Origin of the sequence: Streptomyces sp. NPDC048269, assembly GCF_040652395.1 — a bacterium.
Taxonomy (GTDB): Bacteria; Actinomycetota; Actinomycetes; order Streptomycetales; family Streptomycetaceae; genus Streptomyces.
This window is the reverse complement of the sequence record NZ_JBEZLW010000013.1, coordinates 152,991-175,678: the sequence shown is the minus strand read 5'-3', so window position 1 is coordinate 175,678 and position 22,688 is coordinate 152,991. Positions and strand designations below refer to the sequence as shown.

Below are 22,688 nucleotides of genomic sequence, written 5' to 3'. Positions count from 1 at the left end.
GCTTGCCGCTAACTCGCCACCGTCACGGGACATTTGACCGGATCGCCGTACGCTCCGCGCCTCGTGTTCAGCTCATGATGAAAAGACTCGTATGTCCAGGGAGGCGTAGTGATCGAACCTGGCAACAGCACCACGAGCACCGGCACCGCGCAGAACACGGTGCGCTCCACCGTTCCCCTCACCGTCGGGGTCGAGGAGGAGTTCCTCCTCGTCGACGCCCGCACCTTCCGGGTGGTCCCCACGGCCCCGCTCGTCCTCGCCACGGCCGGCGGGCTGCCCGGGGAGATACACCCCGAGGGCACCCGCTACCAGGTGGAGATCTCCACCCCGATCGCCCACTCGGCGGCCTCGCTGCGCGAGGAACTCGCCACCCTGCGGCGCACCCTGGGGCGGGCGGCCCGCGCCCACGGCTGCCGCCTGCTGGCCGCACCCTCTCCGGTCGTGGCCGTGGAGGGGCCGCTGCACCTGACCAACGACGAGCCGCGCCAGCGCGAGCAGCACCGCCGCTTCGGCTCGCTCACCGACACCCTCGTGAGCTGCGGCCGCCACGTCCACATCGGCACGCTCGACGTCGACACGGCGGTGGCGGTGTCCAACCGGGTCAGACCGTGGCTGCCGACGCTGATCGCGCTGGCCGCCAACTCGCCGTTCTGGGGCGGCCGTGACACCGGCCACGCCAGCTGGCGGGCAATGGCCTGGTCGGGCTGGCCCTCGGCGGGTCTGCCCCCGCACTTCACGTCCACGGCCCACTTCCGGCTCTCGGTGCAGACCCTGCTCGGCTCGGGGGCGGCCCTGGACACCAAGATGGTCTACTGGGACCTCCGTCCGTCGGGGCACTGGCCGACGCTCGAAATCAGAGCGCCGGACATGTCTCCGGACATCGACACGGCCATCCTCCAGGCCGAGCTGGTCCGTGCCCTGGTCGCCACGGCCCTGCGGGAGATCGCGGAGGAACGGCCCGAACCGGCCCTGCGGGACGACGTACTGCGCCTGGCGCGCTGGCGGGCGGCCCACGACGGCCTGGAGGGATTCGGCCTCGACCCGTACACGGGCGCCGAACTCCCGGCGGCCGACCTCGCGGAGGCCCTGCTGGACCTGGTCGCTCCGGCCCTGGTCGCCGCCGGCGACCTCGACCACGCGGCCAAGACCCTGGGCGCCCTCCTCCGCGACGGCTCGGGCGCCCACCGCCAACGGGCGGCCTTCGCCCGCCGCCAGGACCTGACGGACGTACTGCGTTACCTCGCGGACGAAACGGAGAACTTCTAGCCGGACACCGAAATCCCCCCGGAAACGCCAAAGCCGCAGGTGCAATCGTTTCTGCACCTGCGGCTCGCAGTGGGGCGGGTGGGACTCGAACCCACGGCCGACGGATTATGAGTCTTCTTGGGATCTTGGCGGCCTTTGCCCTCTGACGCGGATCTGTGACGTTTCCCCAGGTCAGAGCCCATTACTTGTATGGAAACCTGCCCTCTTGTGCGCGTCCGTACCTGTCCTTGTGTCCCCTGGCCGTCCCCTGGCCGTCCCCTGGCGGTCCGCTCCGGCGGGTGCTAGTTCGCCCCCTGACGGGAGAGGGGTGAGCAAGCAGCACGTTCGGACTTGTGCGCAGCGGGTTCCCATTCCATCGGAAGAAGGCTCCACCCTCGATCGGGGCAGAGCCTCACAACCGCGACCGGTTCATTGCGACTAGGCGCACTCTGGCCACGCAAAGGCGGCGACGGACAGTGATTTGAATAGTCCAATGACCCTGTCATGACGAGGGGCATCATCGACGTGAAGCTCTCACAGGGTCGCGTCGGCAGAGTGGTGTAGCCATAGGCGTTCGATCAGGGCACCAGGGACCGCGATGCCGTCCGAGATCCACTCCTCACGGCCCTTGTCGACGGTGGTCGGTGACTGGAGTCGAGCGCCGCCAGGGTCAGCCGGACAGCTTCGGCGTCGGCCACGCAGCCGCCCGCCGCCGGTGCGGGGGGCCGTCAGAAGAAGATCGCGAGGAGCGCGCTGGACACGTCCACCACGCCCAAGCCGCAGATCCCGACCAGCTGGCCGGCGCTCACCCAGGTGTCCCTGTGGCGCTTCGGCACCAGCACTTTGGTTCTGCGGAAGACGCCGAAGATCCAGGAGGCAATCATGAATATGCCGAGTAAAGCCACGTAGAGGATCAGCTGTTCCAGCTGGGGGAAATGGGACACATCACTTCACCGCCTTGAGTCGGGTCAGGGCTTCATCGCGGGCGAACGCCAGCGGGAAGAGCTGGTGCATGGCTCCGACAGACGCTTCCGCAAGGTCGGCCCACATGTCGAAGAAGCCGTCGGATGAGCGGTCGCCGTCGGAGCCCGCCGCACGAACCGAGGATGGCAGGGGCGCCGGAAGGACGAGCGTCCTGTGCGCGATACCACCGAGGGTGGTATCCACCCGCTGTCGGACGGCACGGAGCCGCCGCATCTCCTCGGCCGGGGTAGCCGCGGTATGCCGCCGCTCGCTTCTGGTGTGCGCGGTCCAGTCGAGTAGGTCGTCTGTGGGCCTGAGGTGGATGACTAGCGGCGTCCTGGCCGAGCGGGACGCCGCGATGACCTTCGCGGCAGCCTCGGAGTCACCGACGTCCGCCGCCCAGACCCGCGTCCGTCCCAGATCGCTGCCTTCCACGTACGTCCGCACGACCTCCAGTCGGTCGCGCTCCTGGTCGGCGTCACCCCAGCGGTGCGTCAGCCGGGAGAACGCACGCGACGCCACCAGGCCGACATGGCTGTAGTCGTAGTCGAAGGCATGCCCCAGGAAGCTGGCGACATCCGCCGATCCGGCCCAGTGTCCGCCGATGACGGCGATCGACCTGGGTACTCCCGCCATCGGCGCGCCACTGCCCTTCCGCGCTGCCACGAACCTCGGAACGTTGATCACAAACTCCCGTTGTCCGGGAACCCATCCCTCGACGAATCCGGCGCCGAACCAAGCGAGCTCGTCGTGAAGTGCCGCCTCGACCCGCTGCCGGTCGAGAAGACTGACGGCCGCACCGTTCAGCGACCTCAGGACGACGCGGTCGCTGTAGTGCCTCCGCCGGGCACCCCTCCCCAACCAGACCGGGCGGATCCCGACCTCGAAGTCGGCCTCGCTCAAGGCGGAGTTGGCAATTCGGGCGGCCCCGTACAGCGGCTCACCCGGCATCCGCTTCGCGGCGTACTCCATGCGCTCGGCCTGGTCCTCCAGTTGGTCCATGTAGGAGAGGAGATTGGCGATTCCTTCGAGGTAGCCGGCCATGGTCAGGAGCCTGAGCTTGGGGTAGTTCAACGCGTCCGCGAGTCGGACCAGGTCGTCCATGCTGGGCTTCCGGTGCCCTGCCAGGTACTCCTGGAGTTTGGCAACGCTGAAACCCACTCGAGTGGCCAACTCCTTGCGGGTGATCGGCTCGGCCGCCCTGCGCAGCGCCCGGCACCACGCCTCGTCGATGAAGCGCGCTTTCTGCTGAGTCTTCTGACGCTCACTCATAATGCGACCGTACGGGGGAGGCGTTCACGGCCACCATCGCCGTTCCAAAATTGCAACGCGCCGCACTAGCGCAGTGGAACGGAGATGCCCTCGAAGCCAACTCGCCGATACGCCGTGTGGCACAACTGGAACGCCTGCATGGCGGGCGAGTGGAGGCGGAATCCTCCCACCAGGCGCTGGACCGCCAGGAGGGTGATCCAGCTCATCACCTAGGGGATTTCGATGCGGTTCTCTCGTCAGCACGGCAGCTCGGCTGCAAACCGGACCAGCGTCGCGATGGCGCTGCTCGCAAGGTTGGCGATCTCCAGCCTCAGCCGGGTCATCTCGGCAGTGGCAATGATCTGGCTCGACCGCGAGCTCTGATCGTCCGGTCTCTCAGCGGTGGGCGCGTGGGCCTTCATCCCTGGCTTTCATGAGGCCAGCTTTCCGACCGATGGGCAGAAAGACAGATAGGACCTCTGACCAGCGAGATTGCGGATTGCCTAAGCTCAGCGACGACCGGAGCACGCCGACGAAGCCTTCCAGCTAGCTGTCCTGCTCACCTCATCACCTCCAGCAGCACTCAGCGATGCCGGCCTTGACGCCGGCTGAGGAACCGTCCCGCTCACACGCCGGGGGTTGAGGGTGACGGCACGGGAGGGCCCTGCACCCGCATCGACGGCGATTCTTTCACTCAGCACCGCGAATGCCACGCGCGGACTCTGACGCTCAAAGGCCGCAGAGCGATGCCGCCTCGGAGAAGTGAGCTGGGAGATCGTCCGCAGGTCAAGCGGTTAAAAATCTTACGAGCAGCGGCTTGCACACGAGTCTACGAAGTCTTGAGCAGCGGATTCACTCCGTTGGAGCAAAGTTGCCGCCCTCGGTCACACACAAGGACGTTTCTGCAGGTCAAAGCGTTTCTGTGCGACATCAAAGTGGGGCGGGTGGGACTCGAACTCACGGCCGACGGAGGGCGCCCAGTACTGGTCTACTCCAGCCCTTCTGGATCCGTTCCCATCCTTGCGTCCTCAACGCGTCCTCAACAGGCGCACGGAACGGGTGACCTGTGGAATTCGCGGGACAGGGGCCGGTCCACCGCCCACCTAACTCATGCACATCGGCTTCCCCTTCCCACGTGCAGAGGCTCCGACCCCTAAAACGGGAGCGGAGCCTCTTGGAGCCCAATCCAGTACATTGCGCGGCAAGGCACCACCATCCCCCGCGCCCACGTCGAGACGCTCCTCGACGGCACCACACCGCACCGGTATCTGGACCGGCAGCCAGAAAGCACGCCGCGACCGCCTCAGCACCGAGCAGTTCACCCAGCTCGCCGACCTCGGCATCCACTGGGCATAGCGGGACGGGAGCGGGCCGCAGGCGGTCGGGGTCCGGGTGCCAACGGCCGGACTGGGATGGCTGCGCCGACCCCCGCCGGTGCGCCCTGCCTGCGGGCGTCGGCGCAGCCATCCCGCCCAGAGACGCTCGTGAGCAGGCAAGTCCATCTGCGGCCTCTCCTCGCTGACAGAGCCACCACCTACACCGAAGCGAGAGACCGCAGCGGAACCCACGCCCTCGCAGTCGTTGCGCGCCTCTATCAACAGAGTCGCCACCGGGCCGCGGTGTCAGTCGACGGGCCGTAGCGCCCGCTCGGACCGCAGCGCCGCCCAGGCGGCCACGGCGGCCAGGGACGCGACCCCGGCGAGGGCGAGGCCTCCGGTCAGGGGCGTCGGATCGGGCGGGGCCTGATTCCAGAGGTACAGCTGGTACTGGGCCTCGGAGGGCAGGTTCAGCAGATCGGCGATCCAGCGGTGCGGCAGGAACGGCGCCGCCGGAAGCATCACGAGCGGCGCGGTCACCAGCAGGGGGCCGGCTCCGAGCGCGAGGGTCCCGATGACGCTGCGCAGCAGGGCCGCCGCGAGCCCGGCCAGGGAGATGAAGAGGAACTGGACGAGGAGGGCGCCGGCGATCGCGCCCGCGGCCTGGCCCCAGGTCGCGGACTCGACGGGCAGGGGAGGCGGAGTATGACCGCCGGCGAAACCCGGGGGCACCGCTCGGGGCCGCACCGGCCACAGCCGGGCGAGTGCCGAGGTGCCCAGCCACAGCAACACGCCGGTGACTACCTGGCTGGCGAGCGACAGGGCGAGTGCGGCGCCGGCCTTACGGGCCCACAGGACTCCGACCCGGTTCTCGAACAGGCGCAGGGCGCTCCAAGTGCCGCCTTCCAGGGTCTGGCCGAGTCCGGTCGCGACGACCACTGCTGTGAGGAGGAGCCCCAGCAGGGTCGCGAACTGCCAGGCCGCCGCCCGCAGCGCGGCCGGGAGCGAGGTGAGCGCCGACACCGAGGGGTCGAGCACCCCGTACGAGGCGCCCGCCATCCAGAGCCGGGTGACGAGCGCCAGGGCCAGCACCATCACAGCTGCGGTGGCCCCCCACACCGGAGCGGTCCACAGGGCCCGCAGCTCGCCGGCCCAGGCGGTCCCTTCCCCGCGTGTCGGCCGCCGCCGGGTACCCGTCATCAGGCACGGTCCCGGGTCCGGTTGAGGCGGTCCAGCCCGAGCCAGAGCAGGCCGATGAGGGCCAGGGTCGGCAAGACGCGGAGCAGGACGGGGGCGGTGGAGGGGTCGGTGGAGATCCAGAAGTGGTCCCAGACCCCGTCCACCGCGCCGAAGCCGACGAGGTCGGCAAGCGCGCCGCCGGGAAGCCAGGCGCCCAGCCCCGGGGCGGCGGAGGTGCGGACCACCAGGACGAGCAGCAGCATTCCGGCGAGGAAGGCGCGCATCGGCTGGCGGAGCAGTGCGCCCAGGGCGACCGCGACGGCCGCGGCCCCGGCCAGTACGGCAGCCCCGGCCAGTACGCCGAGAGCGGTGTCGGCGAGGACGGAACCGAGGGCGCCGGGCGAGGGCAACCGGTAGGCGTCACGGCCGTAAAGCAGGCCGAACGTGGCCGTCACGGCGGCGGACACGCACAGCAGCGCCAGGCTCCACACCCAGACGGCCAGGGCCTTGGCGGCGAGCAGCCGGCTGAGGCGGGACTCGTAGAGGAGTAGCGGCACGATGCTGCCCCGGCTCCACTCCCCGGCGACGGAGAAAGCCGCCAGCATGACGAGGAGCGCGAGCCCTGGAATGGACGTCAGCAACCGTACGGTCCACAGCAGGGCGCCCACCGGGTGCTGGGCGTACGCGGCCCGCACCCCTTCGGCGGTGAACTTGTCCTGGATCCGCTCCAGCCCGGCGGCCTGCAGGGGCACGTCGGCGAGGCATCTGGCCTTCTGCGCCGGGGTGTTCTGCGCGGACTCGCACGATGCGGGGAGGAAGTCGAGGTTGTCCTGCACCTGCGTGATGTTGTGCGCGGCCATCCTCTCGCTCACCCAGGCGCAGTAGAGGGAGCCGAAGACGAACAGCGCGGCGAGGGTCAGTGCGAGCGGGTGCCGCAGCAGCCGCCGGGTCTCGGCCCGGACGAGGCGGTTCACTGGCGGCCGCCGTTCCCGACCAGCCCGAAGAACCAGTCCTCGAAGGCGGCTGGACCGCTCTCGGGGTCGTAGCCGAGCGCGTCGAGGGTACCGGCGGCGGCGACACGGCCCTGAGCGAGCATGATCACGCGGTGGCAGATCCGCTGGATCTCGTCGAGCTGGTGGCTGGAGACGAGGACGGCGGCCCCGCGCTCGGCTTCCTCGGCCACGATCCGCCGCACCATGCGTAGCCCCTCGGGGTCGAGCCCGTTGGTGGGCTCGTCGAGGATCAGCAGGTCGGGCTGCTTGAGCAGCGCCGCGGCGATGGCGAGGCGCTGCCGCATGCCTTGCGAGTACGTCCCGAGCCGCCGGTCGGCGGCGCCGGTCAGTCCGACGCGGTTGAGCGTGCGGGCGATCCGCCCGCCGTCGGGAAGCCCGGCGGTGTCGAGGAGGGTACGCAGCATGGCGCGTCCGGTGGACCACCGGTGGAAGGCGGGCGCGTCGAGCGCGGCCCCGAGCCGGTCGAGCTGCCGCGGCCGCATGGGCAAGGCCTCCCCGAACAGCCGAACCTCACCGGAATCGGGGGTGGACAGCCCAGTGATCACCCGCATCAGGGTGGTCTTGCCCGCACCGTTGAGCCCGAGGAGGCCGACGATCTCGCCGGCCTCCAGGCTGAGATGGACCCCTTCCAGCACGGAGTGCTTCCGGAATCGCTTGGTCACTTCGTGACAGGAAAGGATGCTCATCGTCTGGGATCAGTTGTAGACGACGCGACCGTTGGAGTAGACGAAGTCCGGGGTGTTGGCGATCTGCATGTAGTAGTTGCCGCCGTCGCTGGCCTTGAACTCCTTCCAGTAGACGCCGTTGTCGCAAGACCAGTCACGCCAGGCCACCCACTGGTCGGGCGACCAGGAGATGTCGATCTTGAAGTCGTAGCCGACCCGCGCCGCACCGCCGAGGGCCGTGTTGCACCCGTCCTGTGACGCGGACTGGTAGCCACCCGCGGCCGACCAACGGCCGGTCTCCGCCCCGACGCCCTCGTTGTTGAAGGAGAAGTTCTTGACCTTCGTGTACGCGGCGGCGGCGTTCGGCGCAAGTGCGCCAACGAGTCCGGCTGCGAGTACGGCCGTCGCCACGGCCGACTTCATGCGAGTACGCATGGGGGTTCCCTCCCGATTGCTCCACCTACCCCGGTGGAGTCTGTGCACTGTGTGCCGTCATCGACACCCAGCCGCAGATGATCTTCATATTTTCTTTCGTTTCGGTCAAATAACGGAATGATCACGCCAAACCTTCGAGGGTTGCGTTTATTCTTCCGATGGCTTGATTTCATCCTTCAGTAGGAGCATCCAGGCAAGAGGAGCGCGCCGCGGTGGATCATCGTCCAGATGATGCGGGCGCCGAGCCGAGCGGCGGCTTGCTCGGCATCCTGCTGGTAGAGGTGCGGGCGCCGGCGGCGAACGAAGGCGACGGCCTCACTGTCGGCCGCGGCAGAACGCCTCGATGGCGTGCCTGACTCATCCAGCGTGATCAGCACCAAGAGGCCCCGAGGCGGCTTCTCGAAGGTCTGAAGGACCCGCTGGTGCTGCGTGTCGAGATGCTTACGGACTCTCAACCCGAGCTCCTGCCCGCCGGTTCTTCACGGCGAGGCGATGGCCAGTCTTCTGATTTTGACGCTGAACGCGTGGTGCCCCCGACCGGCTCAGGTGCGGATGTCCCGCTGCTGCACGTCCTTCAGGACACTCGCCACGGCTGCGAAGTCGTTGTCCACGTGGAGCACGGTGTGGCCGTGGTGGACCGCAGTTGCGCACGCCAACAGGCCGATCGGGCCGGCGGCGCGGTGCTGGCCGCGCTGGGTGAGCTTGTACTGGGCAGTGTCCACCCAGCGCCACGCGTTCTTCGGCACCGCGGACAGTGGACACAACGCGTCCAACTCCTCGGCCAGCTCATCCCTGTGGGACGGGCTGGTGGCCGAGTACAGGAACTCGGTCCTCGTGGGCTCGCAGACACGGAACACCCCGGCCGCGATGTGCCCCTCCCAAGGCTGCAGCGCGCCCGGAGTACGGAACAGATACCACAGCGCAGAGGTGTCGAGCAGGTAGGAGATCACTCGAAGGACGCCCGCCGGGCCTGCTTCGCAGCGTCGTATGCGGCAGCGGCCTGCTCAAACTCGCCCCGCGCCCCGCGGGCAGCCAGCCTCTCCGCGGCCTCCAGCCGCCGCACCCGGTTCACGTAGTCCCTCAAGGCCGCGTTGACCGTCTCCTTCTTCGTCGTGACGCCCATCAACCGCATGGCCTCAGCCAGCGCCTCGTCATCGAGATCAATCTGGGTCACCGACACAGCAACCACCTCCCTGAGGGGCATGTATGTAAACACGATACATCGCCAACATCTGCTGCGGCAGGGAACGACGAATCCGGCCGCCGATGAAGCCGGAGCCTGGTTGATTCAAGCGTGCGACCGGCCACCAGTGGCGCGTTCGAGACAGAGGTCAATCAGGAGAAGATCAGCCCCGGGCCTAACCGACCACAGGGTCCCACTCGGGCATCTGACGGCTATGCCGATCCACTCACGGCGGGCCTGATCCTGCAGTCGAGACTTGTCTCAACCGGACCATATTTCAGGCAATTTGGGCTGCGCCCGATATGACGGACATTGGCGTCCACAACATGTCCTGTCGATCATGACAGCTTGATCGACGGGAGCCGTCAAGGTCCCCGGAGCTTCCGACCCTGCCAGCTAAGGCGCTGGTCAGAACGTTTCTGCTCCATCAAGCGATGGTGGGGCGGGTGGGACTCGAACCCACGGCCGACGGATTATGAGTCCTCTCGGGATCTTGGCGGCCCTTGTCGATACATGCGGTTCAATGTCGTTATCGCAGGTCAGCGCCGGTAACCGATGACGGGACACGTCGGCCTTTGCCTGCCGGTTCCTGTCCTTGCGTCCCCTCTGCGTCCCCTTGACGTCCCCTAACCCCTCACCCCCGCGGCACTAGGAGCACACCTTCGTGTCATCTTCTGGCGTCCACGGATAGTCGATAACGGGCGCATTCGCTTTACAACTGAAGGCAGCGATGACCCCCAGAACGAACTGTGTTGCAACGATGCAGAAAATGGCGACTGACAATACAAGCAGGAGATACGCCCAACCCCTCAATTCACCCACAACTGGCGTATCAAGGTCTTTCCTGGCCGCACTGCTATGGCTGGCACGCATGGCTTCGAGCGTAGGAAGGACGTGGGAACGAAACAGCTCGCCTTCCTGCACTCCAATCGCTTTCGGCATTGCGAGAAATCGATGAAAGTCCGTACTGGTCGCGGCCTTCCAGAGGCCCGTCAACAGCCACACGAGCAGTGTGCCACCCAGCAGAAGACCCAGCCGGTATCCCAAACTGTAGGCACCCAGGAAGATGACCCCCGCCCACGCAGCAACGATCCCGAGCCATGCTGGCCACGCTACGAGTGCACACACTGCGCCGATCAGAATGAACGTCTGCTTTCTGAGCCACTGCTTCGTCGCCGCAAGGTTGGCCCCAACGACGTCATACTTAGCGAGGGTTGAAACGAGCCCCTCCAGCTCTTCCTTCAATTCGCCACCATTGGGGACACGAGTTTCAAGCCAGTCAGACTGCGTTGTGGCCGACTTCACCACGATCGCGACGAGAGTCTTCTGGCTGAGCCGGTCACCCCGGAAGACGACGTCCCCTTCGTCCAAAGTCTTCCTGTAGGCATCGGCCAGAGCTCGGACCTGCTCAGGGGTGACTGTCATTCTGAACAGATACAGCAAGCGCGTCGAGCGATCTCCCCACCACGCCGACATCAAGGAGCGCCTGAGGTTCCAGCCGCAGTACCGCGCAGCGGATTCTGCTTCCAACGCGCAGATGCTCCACCCCCGGACCTCTGGGGGTGGAGCCTCAAGGCCTGCTCGGCCTCACGTTGCAGTCAGGGCATCCCGGACGGCTGCCGCGCGGCGAGCCCGATCCGCTCCCCTTGCCACGCTGTCGCGAACGGCTATTCGAAAGCCCTCGGGCGGCGCGAGCCTGTAGGTGAGCCTCAGCTACTAGAGATCGTCCTGCTCTGTTCGCGCACTTGAACCAGGCACCTGCGATGCCTTGCCCAGCATGCCCTGCGTCTCCCCAGTGGCGGCCGAAATCGTGATCTGCAAGCCAACCATCTGGAGATCGTTCTGACTCGACTTTGCAGGGTCGACGAGCGACGCCACCTCACGCAACAGGTGCCAGACCTGCTCCCGCTTCGCAGGGTCGGTCACCGACGAAAGAGGGATGCTGATGACCGTGGTTTCGAACGACGGCTCGGTCACCCTGCCCTGAACCGGAACGGTAACCGCAGGGCTTCCAAGAGCCGGCGAACCACACTCACTGATTCGCTCGGGGGCCGCCGCGGAAGCAGCAGGACTACGAGCCGCGTCAGCTTCCTCCCCAATCCGTTGCTCCGGCGGCGCCAGGAGCAGCCGCGGCCGAAGCTGCTGCTGCAGAGTTGCAGATTGGATCTGCGCCGCGGTCGCAGGCCGAATCTCTACGCCGTCGCTGTCCGTGAGCATCCATTCATCGGAGATTGCCAGCTTGAACAGCGCCAGACGCATCTCCTCGTCGGTTTGGATCAGCGGCCAGGTCGGATCGCTGTATGGGTGCGCGAACAGTTCCTTCGGGGTCAGGTCCCGCCCGTACTGGCCCGACGTGATGAGCTGCGCCACATACTCGGCAGAGAGCTGGTTCGCCTGGACAGCCCGGCCGTCTGCTACCAGGGCAGCCCATACATGACGGCCAGATAGCGACGTCTGCGGCTCCGGCAGTGTCTTGTACTGCACTGCCAGCCCACTGTCAGTCCGCAACACAAACGCGTAGTGCTGGAACGCCCAAGCGACAGCCTCATCAAGCTTCCTACCCGCTTGGTCACGGCGCTCGCGTGCTGCGCCCAGTTCCTCGCTATCCTCGGCCAATTGAGCGACAACCTGATTCCAGGCCAGGTAGTCGCGGGCGAAGGCCTTAGCCCGGTCCCGTCGCTGGGTGGTGGCCACAGCCATCACCATCGAGGCTGCGAAGGTGCTGGGCAAGCCGGGAGAAATTCCGTACGCAACATCGATGTCAGCGCGAGTTGCCTGGTCTCTACCGTTGAGCAGCGTCCAGCGACGCGGGTCGAGCACCACCAGCCTGGTCTGCTGAGAATCCAGTCCAGCAAACGCCGCGGCTGCAGAAGCTTCGCGCTCGGGACGAGCCAGCTTGTGAAGAGCGGTGAAGCTGTGCTTCTCCGCCAGTGCTTGCGCACGTAGCCACACCGTGTCGACTGACTCTTCGCCGCTGACCATCGACAGAGCGTTCGCGTGGTACATGTTCAGCGTCTGCTTGATGGACAGATAGAAACGCTCAGGTCCCCTGCCTGGCCGACTCCGCTCAAGGGCGCCAAGCCCTCCCTCGGCCGGGCTCGCTACCAGGGCGTTGAATACCTCTTCGGCGGCGGAGTAGTCCACGCCCGGCCCCGCAACCGCGGCCAGCAGTTCGGCCTTGGTGGCCCCCCGGACTGCGCGAGGACGAGGTACCAGGCTGTAAGCGAGGCAGGCGGTGCCCATCCGCAATGCCGGGACCGGCTGGCCGGCATCAACCCCACTGGCCTTCAGAGCAGCATCGAGAACGAACGCCGTACCACCGCCGGCACCAGTGTTGACAATGTCGGTGGTCGCTACAGCTCGGTAGCCCTGAATCGCACGATCGTTCCCCGCAAGGACGCCACTCGAGAGAAGTGCCTCCAGTGCGCTGGTGTGCAGCGGTATGTCGCCCACACCGATGAGGGCGGGAGCCCAGCGCCCGGCCTTGTGTTCGTCGCTCCAGAAGAGGGCAGTACGAGCAAAGATTGAGACAGTTGAACGCACCCGCTGGAAGGCTTGGACGACGGTCCACTCCTTGCTCACCAGGGCAAACAGATCAGGGTGGAACGGATATGTTTCTGCAACACGCTCCGACAGTCCGGCCAGCGTGCGCTTGCTTCCCAGCGGCGTGTATACCTGATCTTTCCACGCTCCCTGATGGCCAGCAGCCGTGAACGCGGAAGCTATGGAGACCGCGGCATCACCTGTCTTGGCCTGAGTGAACAAACGGCGACGAATGATCTGCGCAAAATCGGACGGTTCGGTTACTGTTACCGTCTCCCCGTTCCGCTGCAAACGCGGACTGAGGTAATCGCGAAAAGCCACGGCTGCCGGATGATAGCCACTCTGGTCTTCCTCGCTCTTAATCATGACGATCACAAGAGCAACGCCAGCCTGATCATCCACGGCATCAGTCAGCGCATTCAGAAATGCCTGCTCGCCAGGCATTCCACCGATGGCGCTCTCGTCGGTGAGCGCCATCGCGTAATCCATGAGTTCATCGACGAGAACCAGAACCGGGCGATCAACCTCAGCAAACGCGGCCTGCAAGGTCGCCTTATTCGCACCTAGACCACTGTAATGCTGATAACTGTCCATCCTGTTCGGGCTATCCGCGAACAGAAGCCAGAGAAAGCGGCCGAAAAGATCCGTAGCGGGACCGAAACGAGGGTCCGTCTTGCCGGGCGACATTCCATCGCAGGTCAAAATGACCGGAAGCACTCGCGACAGGTCAACGGCGTGCTGTCCTGCGCCGGCTTCTGAACTCACCGCCAGCCCCAGTTCGGAAGCGAAGAACGCGTCCGGCCGACTGATCATGTGCCAGATCCCCACCAGAGCATGGCTCTTACCACCACCCATCCCCTGGTCGAGGTGGAAGCATGCCTGGGCATCGAGATTGCTCACACCGAGCCGGCGGGCTACACGACCGAGGAACCCGACGAGTTTTGGCGTCGGCTGAGTGATGTCCGTGTAATAGCCGCATTCTGCATACGGAACAGGCACGGTCTGGTAAACCGCCTTGGCCAGGCTCATCTGAAGCTCGCCCACTGATCCTTCGGTCTGGCGAACTTCATCCCTCAGCGTCAGAACGTCAGCCCAGTGAGCGACGGGAGCTGTGGTAACGGTCACGTCATCTCCTAAAAGAGGCTGGTCTGGTTGCGAGCGTGCGGCACAACGGCTGTTGCAGTGGGCGTGACAGCCGCAGACGCCTGTACAGTGCCGCGATTGCGCTTGATAGCGGCAAGAGCAATTGCGACGGGGTCCGAACCGGGGAGTTTGGCGGCGACCCAGTCGACGACCGCCCACAGATGAGCGTCGGTCGGCGACAGCTCTGCGTCAGCGACGACCGCTGCGACTGCCTCAGTTCCTGACGACCACTGGGCCGCCATCGCACGGATCACCTCGTAGACACTCGATGAGGGTGCGACCTTCTCGGGGGCGTCATGGCGCAGCCTGTATCCCGCCTTGGTCTCCAGAAGGATCGGACCACGCAAATCTTCAAGGCGGAGATCATCCGACTGGGCGAAGAACCGAGCTTCCCCCTTCGGCACGTCCGCGCGGCCGTAGAGCTCGTGCCAGAAGACGGCGAGGCGTGTGTGCGGATCGAACGTCTCCAAAGGCAGCTCGTCCAGTCGCAGAGCGACTGCATCTCGAACTGCACGACGCGCCAGAGTCATGTAGTGCTCAAGCGGAACCTGCTCGCCGCTTGGGGTGATGACACGCTCATAGCGACCCACGATCGCTAGCGCCGCACCGTACGACGCCATGAGCTGGTCTTCCAGCGCGAGGCCGTCAGTGTCCCATCCACGACAGCGGGCCTTGACGTCGGCAACGACGTCCGCGTCCACCTGAGCGGCGATTCCGATCGGTCGGCGGCTGGGTGCGACACGTGCACCGATCGACACAGTGACGGAGATTGTGGCCACACCCGTGACCGCGGTTTCAGTCCTCGAAGGCCACGAAGACGTTACGACGAACCCGGCATCTGTCAGTGCGGTGAGCAATCTCTTCCACGCCTCCGGGTCCGAGTGGCCGAAGATCACCGTCAGATGTCCGTCAGCCTTGAGGACGCGTCGCGCCTCAGTGAACGACCTGGCCAGCATGGCTTCATAACGCTCTTCGCTCGACCTGTGGTCGCCGGCCCCCTTAGCCCCCCGTCCCTTCACGATGATCTCTTCGGTCTTGTCCTGCAGGCCATCAGGGCCGTCGGCACTTCCGGAAAACAGTTCCGGCATAGCAGTTCCCAAGGCACGCTTGAACCACACGTAGAAGAGATCCGAGGAGTCCGCGTACGCAATCATGTCGTAATAGGGAGGATCGCAGACGAGGGCATCCATAGTCCCATCGCGATACGGCAGAGCCACAGCAGATGCCCGCCGAAACCTTCCTGGACGCCCGGACGCATCCGTCTCATCGAGGATCTTCTTGAGCGCGTTAATCAAGCTGGTTGACACTGAGGACCACGTACCAGGACCTTCCCCTGGACCAGCCTCGATGTAGTCAAATTGATGCTTAATGACGGATTGGGAAGAGAAAATATGGTCGATCTGCACGCGGTTCTGCTCGGACCCATTAGACCGCCCATGCGCCCTAGAGTTTGCGCCCCTGGTGCTATGTTTTACTTGACGCATGATATTGCTTGCCGCGTAACCGGCAAGAGCAGCGGCATAGTCTGCCGAAACGCTCTCAGACAGTTCGGCATGGAGCTCCGAGATGACACGCGCCGTGGTAGCAAACAGCACGGCTTGACGGCTGTTCATGAGCGAGCCATAAGTCAGGTAGCCGTAGCCACTACCTCGTACGTTATCCCTGTTCCCCACAGGGATCCGCTCATCAGGGATGGCGCTCAAATTTGAAATCTTCTCGAGATCGACAGAATCAGCCCGCCGAGCGACCTCCACCTCATCAGCTCTCGGCTCGCGAAAGATCTTCTGATTGCTGTCGGGGTCTACTTCCCCGACAGCGAGCATCACATCTCTATATTGGCCAGCGAATCCCTTCGCCTTGACGACATCGAGTGTGTGGGTTTGTCCACAAGTCGGGAATGGGCAGCGCGCCGACTTCCCGCGCTTTCCTTCAGGTGAACTAAATGGGGGATTCTGCGCGGCTTGCCCTGGATGGATCTCGACTCTCCACGTATCACCATCGGCGACAAGGCGCATGGCTTGCCCGACGTCCCCTGTTCGCACATAGGGATGACGCAGCGTCATGGTGCCGAGAAGCGGAAACCGCCGACGGCAACCGTCACAAGGAATGGTGACTGCCCACAGGTAAGCCCATGGCAACGCGCCGCCCGAGTTGGGATTGCGCGGATAGTACCGCGCTACACGGGCTTCGACCCTCTTCCCTACTTCAGCGAGCACCGCGCGTACATCGACAAGCAATCGAGGCTCGTCGTCGGGCAGCACAAGGCCGTCGATCGCGAGCGGAGAAGCGTCGAGCTCACGAGCGTCCCCAGCCTCCTCCGGAGCGAGCCCCCCTTGGGACGACGGGGCGCCAAAGGGAAGTGGCGGCTCATTCGACCAATCCGCAAGCGGAAACTCGGCTAGGAGCCGGCCCGCAAGGGTTGCCACGGGAGAGAGATCTGTCCCCACAGCGGTCGCGCCCAATCGAGCAGCCTCGAGCGGGATAATTCCACGCCCCGAAAACATGTCCAGCACCACGGGAGCCTTGCCTGGGTACTGGGCTTCGATCCGTTCTCGCAAGCGCGACATCGCACCCACATCGCCAACCTGTACAGCAAGTCTGATATCAGTGCGGTTTTCAGGTGTATCAGGCAACAACGCGCAGGCAACTGCAGCACGGGCTTGTGCGATTGGCCGCGAAGCGAACCAGGTGAACAGCGCCTTCTCACTGCGGCCGGAACCGGCCGGCGTTGTCACGGCTGCGTCGACCTCGGCGCACGGGAACCACGTGTCGATCATACGTGCGGTCGAATCTGGTTGCGAACCTGCAGGGCCCTTCATGGCGGCACGATCGGTGTCCGTCGCTGCGTTCACGGCAGATCCGGCAGTCACTACTGGTCTCCAATCAGTCTGTTGAGCTCAGAGAGCGGGATCTGGAAGCGTTCGACGCGCCGATGCCCGCTCAAGGCAGCGGCGGGATCCTGCTGCCGCAGGACGACGAATGGACCAGCCGCACAATCGATGACGACGTAGAGCCAGTACGCATCGGTACGCTGTTGAGCCTGCGCCCACTCGTTCTGTTCGAGCCAAATGGCCCGTAGGGGACCGCTCTGCCCCTTCACCTCGATGAGCCGTTGCTCTCGGGTTACCCGGTGGCGGGCGTAAAGGTCGTAGCCCAACCCGGAGCTCTGCCGGTCATCGACGTCATAACCCAGACGTTCGAGCTCAGTGACCACGGTGGTGATTGCCACCTGTTCTGCATCCGGGTCGTACCCCAACGTCTCGACCCGTGCTCCGCCCGTCACAGTCACCCAGCCGACGAGTCGTACGGAGCTAGCAGTAACGCCGGCAATGTCTTCGAGCACCGCCTCCCGCGACGACTTCGCCACGGCGAACTGCTCGAGCAGAGAACGCCGCTCGTCGAGCGGCCGGTCTGCGATCGACTCTTCGAACCGGTACTGGGTGGCATCCAGCTGAGAACGGGCAGCAGCTATCCAGGCCCGACGCTCGTCTACGAGGGTGGCAACCTGGCTCCGCAGGGTTTCCCGGGCTGCTTCATGCGCATCGTGGCGAACCGCAGGCGGTAGCGAGTCAGTACCCCCCCCCCCCCCCCGCTGCCGGGTCCTCGGGGGCAGGCGCGCGCAACTTCATGAGAGAGTCCCACGCCACGGGTATCGCCTGCCCAAGAGAACACCGGATGAGCAACGGAGCCTTGCGAATGATCCTGGTACGGCCGTCGTGCACCTGGATGTCCGCATCAAACAGGGTCAGCACGTACGAAGTCAGCGAACCACTGTCGACCAGCGTCGATCCGCGGACCAGGTCCGCTTCGCCGAGGGCCAGCGCGTGTGCCACGAGCTCCTGAAAGGGCTCCTCAGTAGGACCGAGCACGATCACGTCGTCGAGGCCAGCGGCACCGTCGTTAATCGCCTGCCGTACGGAGTCACCGGCCGCAGCCACATAGGCGTGCCACATGCCACCCAACGCCGTGGGTAATGGTGCGAGGGTGGCAGCAACTTCCCGAATGCCCTTGGCGGGACCGGGCCCTACTCGCCAACGTTCAGTGCGGGCAATCTGCTCGACCATCGCTTCGACAATGATCGGGTTAATGGCCTCAAGCCGGTCTGCTGCAAACCTCTCCAAGGCTTCGGAGACGTTGGCTGGCGTGGCCAGACTCCGCTCCTCGGCGACGAGCGCCTGGGCCGAAGCGATCAGCGTCTGCGTGTCAGGAACGACGACTTCTCGGCCCGCTTGAGCATCCAGCATTGCTTTGCCCCAGTCGAAACCGGCGCGATCGGCCGTGGCATCCAGTAGGTCGTAGACCTTGCCTTCAAGAGATTTTCCTGCGTTCTCAAGGTTGGTCAGCATCACCTGCTGGACGCGCCCCTCCCTCGTGTGCGGAGCGACCAGGTGATAGACGTAAACGAGATTCTCTTGTCCGATTCGGTGCAGTCGGCCCATGCGCTGCTCAAGGCGAACCATGGACCAAGGTAGGTCCCAGTCAACCATCACGTGAGCGGACTGGAGGTCGATCCCCTCGCCGCCGGCATCGGTGGATACCAGGACCTGGAACTCACCTGCCAGAAAGTCCTCCTGCAGCGCATCGCGAGTTGTGTGGTCGACGGACCCCTCGAGGACTCGCGAGCTGAACCCCGTCTCCTCGAAGCATGCCTGGAGCCATCGTGCAGTGTCAGAGAACTCGCTGAAGACCAGGAGCTGGCCCTCACCTTGGCGAAGACCATGACGCTCCATTAACTGCATCAGATGAGACCACTTCGCTGGCGCTTGAGCGGCCTCTGCCCGAGTCACCGTTTCGAGGAGCGTTGCCACTTCGGACAGCTCGCGAGGCTTGTCTTTAGTTCGGGCGGCAACGAGGGATGTCTCTGCCCGCGCCCAGACCTCGTCGTCATCCGCAGCAGCGCCCAGGCCGTGCACCGTAATGAGCCCCTCCGGAGGGACCGGCTGGGTCCGCTCGTGAGCAGCACCCATGAGAGAAGCCTGGCGACGACGCAGCGTCGCGGCGACCGCGGACAGCGACGATGCAGCCCGCTTACCGTAGATCGAGCGTGCCAACGCGGCCGAGTCCGCGTAGAACGTCTCCACATAGTCCATCACCGCGTCGTACACGGCCGACTCGTATGGGTTGAGATCCACCGAAATCGTTTCGGAGAATCGCTGCTTGAACAACTTCGACCCGTCATGTCCGACGAGGTCTTCCTTCATGCGACGCAAGAACGACAGCTTCGAGGGCACGAGCGCAGTCTCGTAGTCTGTCCTGCGCGGATCCCACGGATACAGCGTGGGATCGAGCAAGTTCATCAAACCGCGGAAGTAGTGCTCTTTGCCGCGATGCGGCGTGGCCGTCATGAGCAGCAAGTGGTGGGAGCAGTCGCTTACTTGGCGTGCCGCGGCTAGAAACTGGCTCGTCGGCGTGAGGCGGTGGGCCTCATCGAAGATGGCGAGCGACCAGGAGCTGTGTGATCCGGCCACCTTCCGGCGAACCTCACCGTTGTGGGTGAAGAGGTCCAGGGAGACGAGCCAGGTGTCGTAGCGAGGGTCCAGATCTGCCGGGTCTGCGGCTATCGCTGCCGTGATGCGCTTGGCCGTCACCCCGAAGAGACGCTGGAGGTCTCGCTCCCACTTCGTGACAAGGTGCGCAGGAACGATGATCACCACTCGGCCCTGGACAAGGCCGACGCGGCGCCCCTCGGTTAGGTACATGCCGGCCATGATGGTCTTGCCGGTCCCAGGCTCGTCTCCGAGCAGAAACCGGAGGCGCGGCTGGGTGAGCATGTGCCCATGCACAGCTTCATCCTGGTGGGCGAAGGGCTTCAAGGGGCGAGTCGCCAGCACCGCGGAACGGATGCGCGGCACAGCGTGCTGCATCCAACGGCCCCATAAGCCCGTCAGTGCCCTGTCTGGGTCGCCACCCCGATCGTTGACGGGAACGAGACCAGCTTCGAGTTGGGCAGTGGTCAACAGAATGCGCTGAGGGGCCCCAGCGGCATCAACCACGAACAGCTCAATAGTGCCGTCACCGGCGTGTTCGGCATCGCGCACCGTAACCAGTGCGCCGTCCACGCGCACCTGCCGACCCTTCTCAGGTAATGCGACTGCCATGGTCCCCCCAAGCCCCGTCCGATTGTCAGGCCACCACGTTCAGCGACCTATCCCCCACGACGAGCGCCCTGACCAGGGAGAGCCTAACGGCGAGTGCCCGGCTGTGTACCTGTTCCGGTCAGGCTTGATCTCAAGGATGTGGTGACTCGTCCCCATACTTCATAAATAAAGATCACTCCGATGTGCGGTGCAACGGTTACTCCGATGACACTCCTTCGGTGAAGGCGCCGTCGGGGCGGACGGACCGGAATCCGGGCACCGCCTGGAATCCACGCTTGCCAAGGCAAGCCCAGCTTCAGCACCCTGGTCTGGATGCTTGCTCAGAATGCGCGCTGAGCCAGTGGCTCCGAGAGGTGAAGGTGGGTCTGCCCTCGGCCACCCACGGCGTCAGCCGCTGCTGATTGGTCAGGTCCCCGTTGCCGGCGGCTCCCCCTGCTCCAGATAGGTAGTCAAGTCGGCGGCTCGTGCCTGGATGGCGGCAGCGATTCGGCGCGCCAGGCGAGGGATGGTGAGATCCGCTACCTCGTCGGCGTTGTGGAAGTCGTAGCCGCGGAGCTCGTCCGCCTGCAGTGCGATCTGTCGGCGGTCATCTGCGCTTAGGTGGCCGCCGTCGAAGAGGTAGAGGACCTTGTCCCCCTCTCCGGGGTTCGGTGCCCAGTCGACGACGAGGAGGCGGCCGATGTGGGGTGCGATGCCGAGTTCCTCCTGGACCTCGCGCACGCAGGCTTGCCGGGGCGACTCCCCCTCCTCGACGTAGCCACCAGGGATGTCGCGGTAGTCCTTGTAGGACGGCTCGACGAGGAGGACTCGATCGGTTTCGTCGAAGAAGAGAGCGCCGGCTGCCATGCGGGGGCGGGCCATCTTCGCTTCGTGCTCGTTCTCGCTCACAGATCGGACTCTAGCCGCCCGCGACGATGCCCAGTCTGCGGGCCAGGTCTGCCACGGGATGGGTAGGCCGGCCCCTGGTGCCACGTATCCAGCCGATGACCAGTTCCCGGCTCAGGTAGTGGTGGCGCACCTGCTCGGGGGCGACCTGTTCCGCTTCCAGCAGGACGGCCAGGGCTTCATCGGTGCGGTTCCAGGAGCTCAGCGCCCTGGCGACTTCGAGGCTGTGCCGTACGCGCCGCTCCACGGGCAGCGCAGTCGTGTCGATTCGTGAGCCCAGGTCCGCGGCGATCTGGATGTCGCCGAATTCGCCAGCGGTGGCTACGCAGTGGATCGCCACGTTGGTCGGGCCGAAGGCGGTCCACATGTGATTGGCGTCGGCGCCGAGTCGTTGCGCGGTCTCGTTCGCCTCTCGGAGGAAGGTCTGCGTGGTCACCCGGTCCTCTGCCCGTGCGGCAGCCATCGCGCCGGTGAGGAACAGCGTGCCGTACACCGAGAGGTACTCGTCGTCGGCATTGCCTAGCTCCGGCTGCATGACGGCTGCCGCATCGTTCACCAGCTGAACTGCGGCTGTGAAGCGTCCGGTGGCCAGGAGGCAGTGCGTGACTGCTCGGAAGAGCGATCCTGTGACTTCGCTGCGGCCACTGCGTTGCGCTGCTGCCAGGCCGCGGTCCGCGGCGATCCATGCCAGCTCGGACTCCCCGACCTTGCCCAGCACCATGGCGGCGCCGTGGTAGGCGAGAGCGAGCAGGGCGTGGGCTTCCTCCGCCTCGTGCCCCGTGTAGGCGCGGGACGCGGCGAGAGCATCGGCCAGGACAAGGGGGAGACGCCGGGTGGCGAAGCCGTATCGAGATGCCTGGTAGGCATCGAGCACGTCGCCCATGTTGCCTCGAAGGTCCTGCAGGGCGGGTGGTTCCTCGCCGCCAGCGGCTCCGAGTAAAGGGGCAAGCTGCTTGTAGTCCATCAGCGTTTCGCGCAGCGCAGGAACCGTCCGGTGGCCGCTGTCGGCTGACCACTCCATGAGCGCCGGCTCGGCGAGCAGGTCTCCGAGCGAGACGTCGAGGGCTTCGGCGAGTGAGGTGATCACCGAGAGGCGATCGAGCTCGATCCGGTTGTTCTCCGCTTTGCTCAGCCAGTCCGTGGTACGGCCGACAAGGCCGGCCAGTACCTCTTGGGAGAGGCCACGCCGACGCCGGTACCAGGCGACGCGCTCGCCGATGGTCAGGGTCTCTGTCATACCTCGCATGTCCTGATCATCACCTCGTGGCCGAAGTGAACCCCGGAAGGTTTTTCCGGGGTGTCACCGGGCGCCCTGGCTACTGTCGCAGCAGACCGAGAACACCGCTGGGAGATGCGAACCACCCGTCCTGCATCAACTGGCTTCGACTGATGACGCTCGTCCGTCGCACCCGTCTTCTTCAGGCCGAGAGATCGGAGATGGCAAAAACCATGAAGCCCGCACCGTACGACCCCGAAGGAGCGGTCCAGGCCGTATCGCAGCGCCCCGCGACCGTCGAAGCCGCGACAGGCTGGAGTTCGCTGCCAGAGTGGCTCACGGTCCGCGCGCTGGTCATCGACACGGGCACTGGCCGCCGGGGCGAGGTGCAGCCGTGGCCCTACTACTCCGAGCGTCCTCCCACCAGCGCCTGGCTGCGGCCGGAGGGAGGCGGGAGGGAGTGGACGGCCCCGATCGACGGCCTCCGGCTGGCTCGCGGCCAGCCGGCCGCGTGAAGCCTCAGCAACTGTGGCAGCGGTTCGAGTGGACCAGC

General features: G+C 65.4%; 18 protein-coding genes. 2 read left to right on the top strand and 16 right to left on the bottom strand.

Annotated features, from left to right (window positions below; translation table 11 throughout):
- The first annotated feature begins 108 nt into the window (after positions 1-108).
- On the top strand, positions 109-1,266 hold the full coding sequence (locus tag AB0D48_RS17585; protein WP_362396937.1) for a glutamate--cysteine ligase: 1,158 nt from the start codon (positions 109-111) through the stop codon (positions 1,264-1,266).
- Between the two features lie 707 nt (positions 1,267-1,973).
- On the opposite strand, the gene AB0D48_RS17580 is transcribed toward AB0D48_RS17585, so the two are convergent.
- From AB0D48_RS17580 to AB0D48_RS17505, 16 genes are all read right to left on the bottom strand, one after another.
- Entirely contained in the window at positions 1,974-2,189 is a 216-nt protein-coding gene (locus tag AB0D48_RS17580) for a hypothetical protein (protein WP_362396934.1), read from the bottom strand.
- 1 nt (position 2,190) lies between these two features.
- Positions 2,191-3,480 carry a helix-turn-helix transcriptional regulator gene (locus tag AB0D48_RS17575; protein WP_362396931.1) on the bottom strand — a complete coding sequence of 430 codons (1,290 nt, stop codon included), beginning with the start codon at positions 3,478-3,480 and terminating at the stop codon, positions 2,191-2,193.
- A gap of 1,601 nt (positions 3,481-5,081) precedes the next feature.
- Positions 5,082-5,975 (bottom strand): hypothetical protein, encoded by an 894-nt coding sequence (locus AB0D48_RS17570; protein WP_362396928.1) that lies wholly within the window; start codon positions 5,973-5,975, stop codon positions 5,082-5,084.
- Positions 5,975-6,928 (bottom strand): hypothetical protein, encoded by a 954-nt coding sequence (locus AB0D48_RS17565; RefSeq protein ID WP_362396925.1) that lies wholly within the window; start codon positions 6,926-6,928, stop codon positions 5,975-5,977. Before AB0D48_RS17565 ends, AB0D48_RS17570 begins: the two co-directional genes overlap by 1 nt.
- Positions 6,925-7,629 (bottom strand): ATP-binding cassette domain-containing protein, encoded by a 705-nt coding sequence (locus AB0D48_RS17560; RefSeq protein ID WP_362396922.1) that lies wholly within the window; start codon positions 7,627-7,629, stop codon positions 6,925-6,927. Before AB0D48_RS17560 ends, AB0D48_RS17565 begins: the two co-directional genes overlap by 4 nt.
- Before the next feature lie 33 nt (positions 7,630-7,662).
- Positions 7,663-8,067: a hypothetical protein gene (locus AB0D48_RS17555; protein ID WP_362396919.1), complete on the bottom strand. Its 405-nt coding sequence runs from the start codon at positions 8,065-8,067 to the stop codon at positions 7,663-7,665.
- A 176-nt stretch (positions 8,068-8,243) separates the two neighbouring features.
- On the bottom strand, positions 8,244-8,522 hold the full coding sequence (locus AB0D48_RS17550) for a hypothetical protein (RefSeq protein ID WP_362396916.1): 279 nt from the start codon (positions 8,520-8,522) through the stop codon (positions 8,244-8,246).
- Positions 8,523-8,609: 87 nt separating this feature from the next.
- Positions 8,610-9,017, bottom strand: coding sequence for a PIN domain nuclease (locus AB0D48_RS17545; protein ID WP_362396915.1), 408 nt, complete (start codon positions 9,015-9,017; stop codon positions 8,610-8,612).
- Positions 9,014-9,247 carry a type II toxin-antitoxin system VapB family antitoxin gene (locus tag AB0D48_RS17540; protein WP_362397006.1) on the bottom strand — a complete coding sequence of 78 codons (234 nt, stop codon included), beginning with the start codon at positions 9,245-9,247 and terminating at the stop codon, positions 9,014-9,016. The genes AB0D48_RS17545 and AB0D48_RS17540 overlap by 4 nt, the downstream gene beginning before the upstream one ends.
- Positions 9,248-9,898: 651 nt before the next feature.
- A complete protein-coding gene (locus AB0D48_RS17535; protein WP_362396912.1) occupies positions 9,899-10,780 on the bottom strand; it encodes a hypothetical protein in 882 nt (293 codons plus the stop codon).
- Positions 10,781-10,966: 186 nt separating this feature from the next.
- Positions 10,967-13,918 carry a DUF499 domain-containing protein gene (locus AB0D48_RS17530; protein WP_362396909.1) on the bottom strand — a complete coding sequence of 984 codons (2,952 nt, stop codon included), beginning with the start codon at positions 13,916-13,918 and terminating at the stop codon, positions 10,967-10,969.
- 8 nt (positions 13,919-13,926) lie between these two features.
- Entirely contained in the window at positions 13,927-16,788 is a 2,862-nt protein-coding gene (locus AB0D48_RS17525; RefSeq protein ID WP_362396907.1) for a hypothetical protein, read from the bottom strand.
- A gap of 17 nt (positions 16,789-16,805) precedes the next feature.
- Positions 16,806-17,303 carry a DUF3883 domain-containing protein gene (locus AB0D48_RS17520; protein WP_362396904.1) on the bottom strand — a complete coding sequence of 166 codons (498 nt, stop codon included), beginning with the start codon at positions 17,301-17,303 and terminating at the stop codon, positions 16,806-16,808.
- Between the two features lie 202 nt (positions 17,304-17,505).
- Positions 17,506-19,995 (bottom strand): DEAD/DEAH box helicase, encoded by a 2,490-nt coding sequence (locus AB0D48_RS17515; RefSeq protein ID WP_362396901.1) that lies wholly within the window; start codon positions 19,993-19,995, stop codon positions 17,506-17,508.
- A 444-nt stretch (positions 19,996-20,439) separates the two neighbouring features.
- The gene (locus AB0D48_RS17510) at positions 20,440-20,922 is read right to left on the bottom strand and encodes an NUDIX hydrolase (RefSeq protein WP_362396898.1); all 483 of its coding nucleotides are present in this window, start codon (positions 20,920-20,922) and stop codon (positions 20,440-20,442) included.
- A 10-nt stretch (positions 20,923-20,932) separates the two neighbouring features.
- On the bottom strand, positions 20,933-22,156 hold the full coding sequence (locus tag AB0D48_RS17505; RefSeq protein WP_362396895.1) for a helix-turn-helix transcriptional regulator: 1,224 nt from the start codon (positions 22,154-22,156) through the stop codon (positions 20,933-20,935).
- Between the two features lie 212 nt (positions 22,157-22,368).
- Between AB0D48_RS17505 and AB0D48_RS17500 the strand changes: the two genes are divergently transcribed.
- On the top strand, positions 22,369-22,650 hold the full coding sequence (locus tag AB0D48_RS17500) for a hypothetical protein (RefSeq protein WP_362396892.1): 282 nt from the start codon (positions 22,369-22,371) through the stop codon (positions 22,648-22,650).
- The last annotated feature ends 38 nt before the right edge of the window (positions 22,651-22,688 follow it).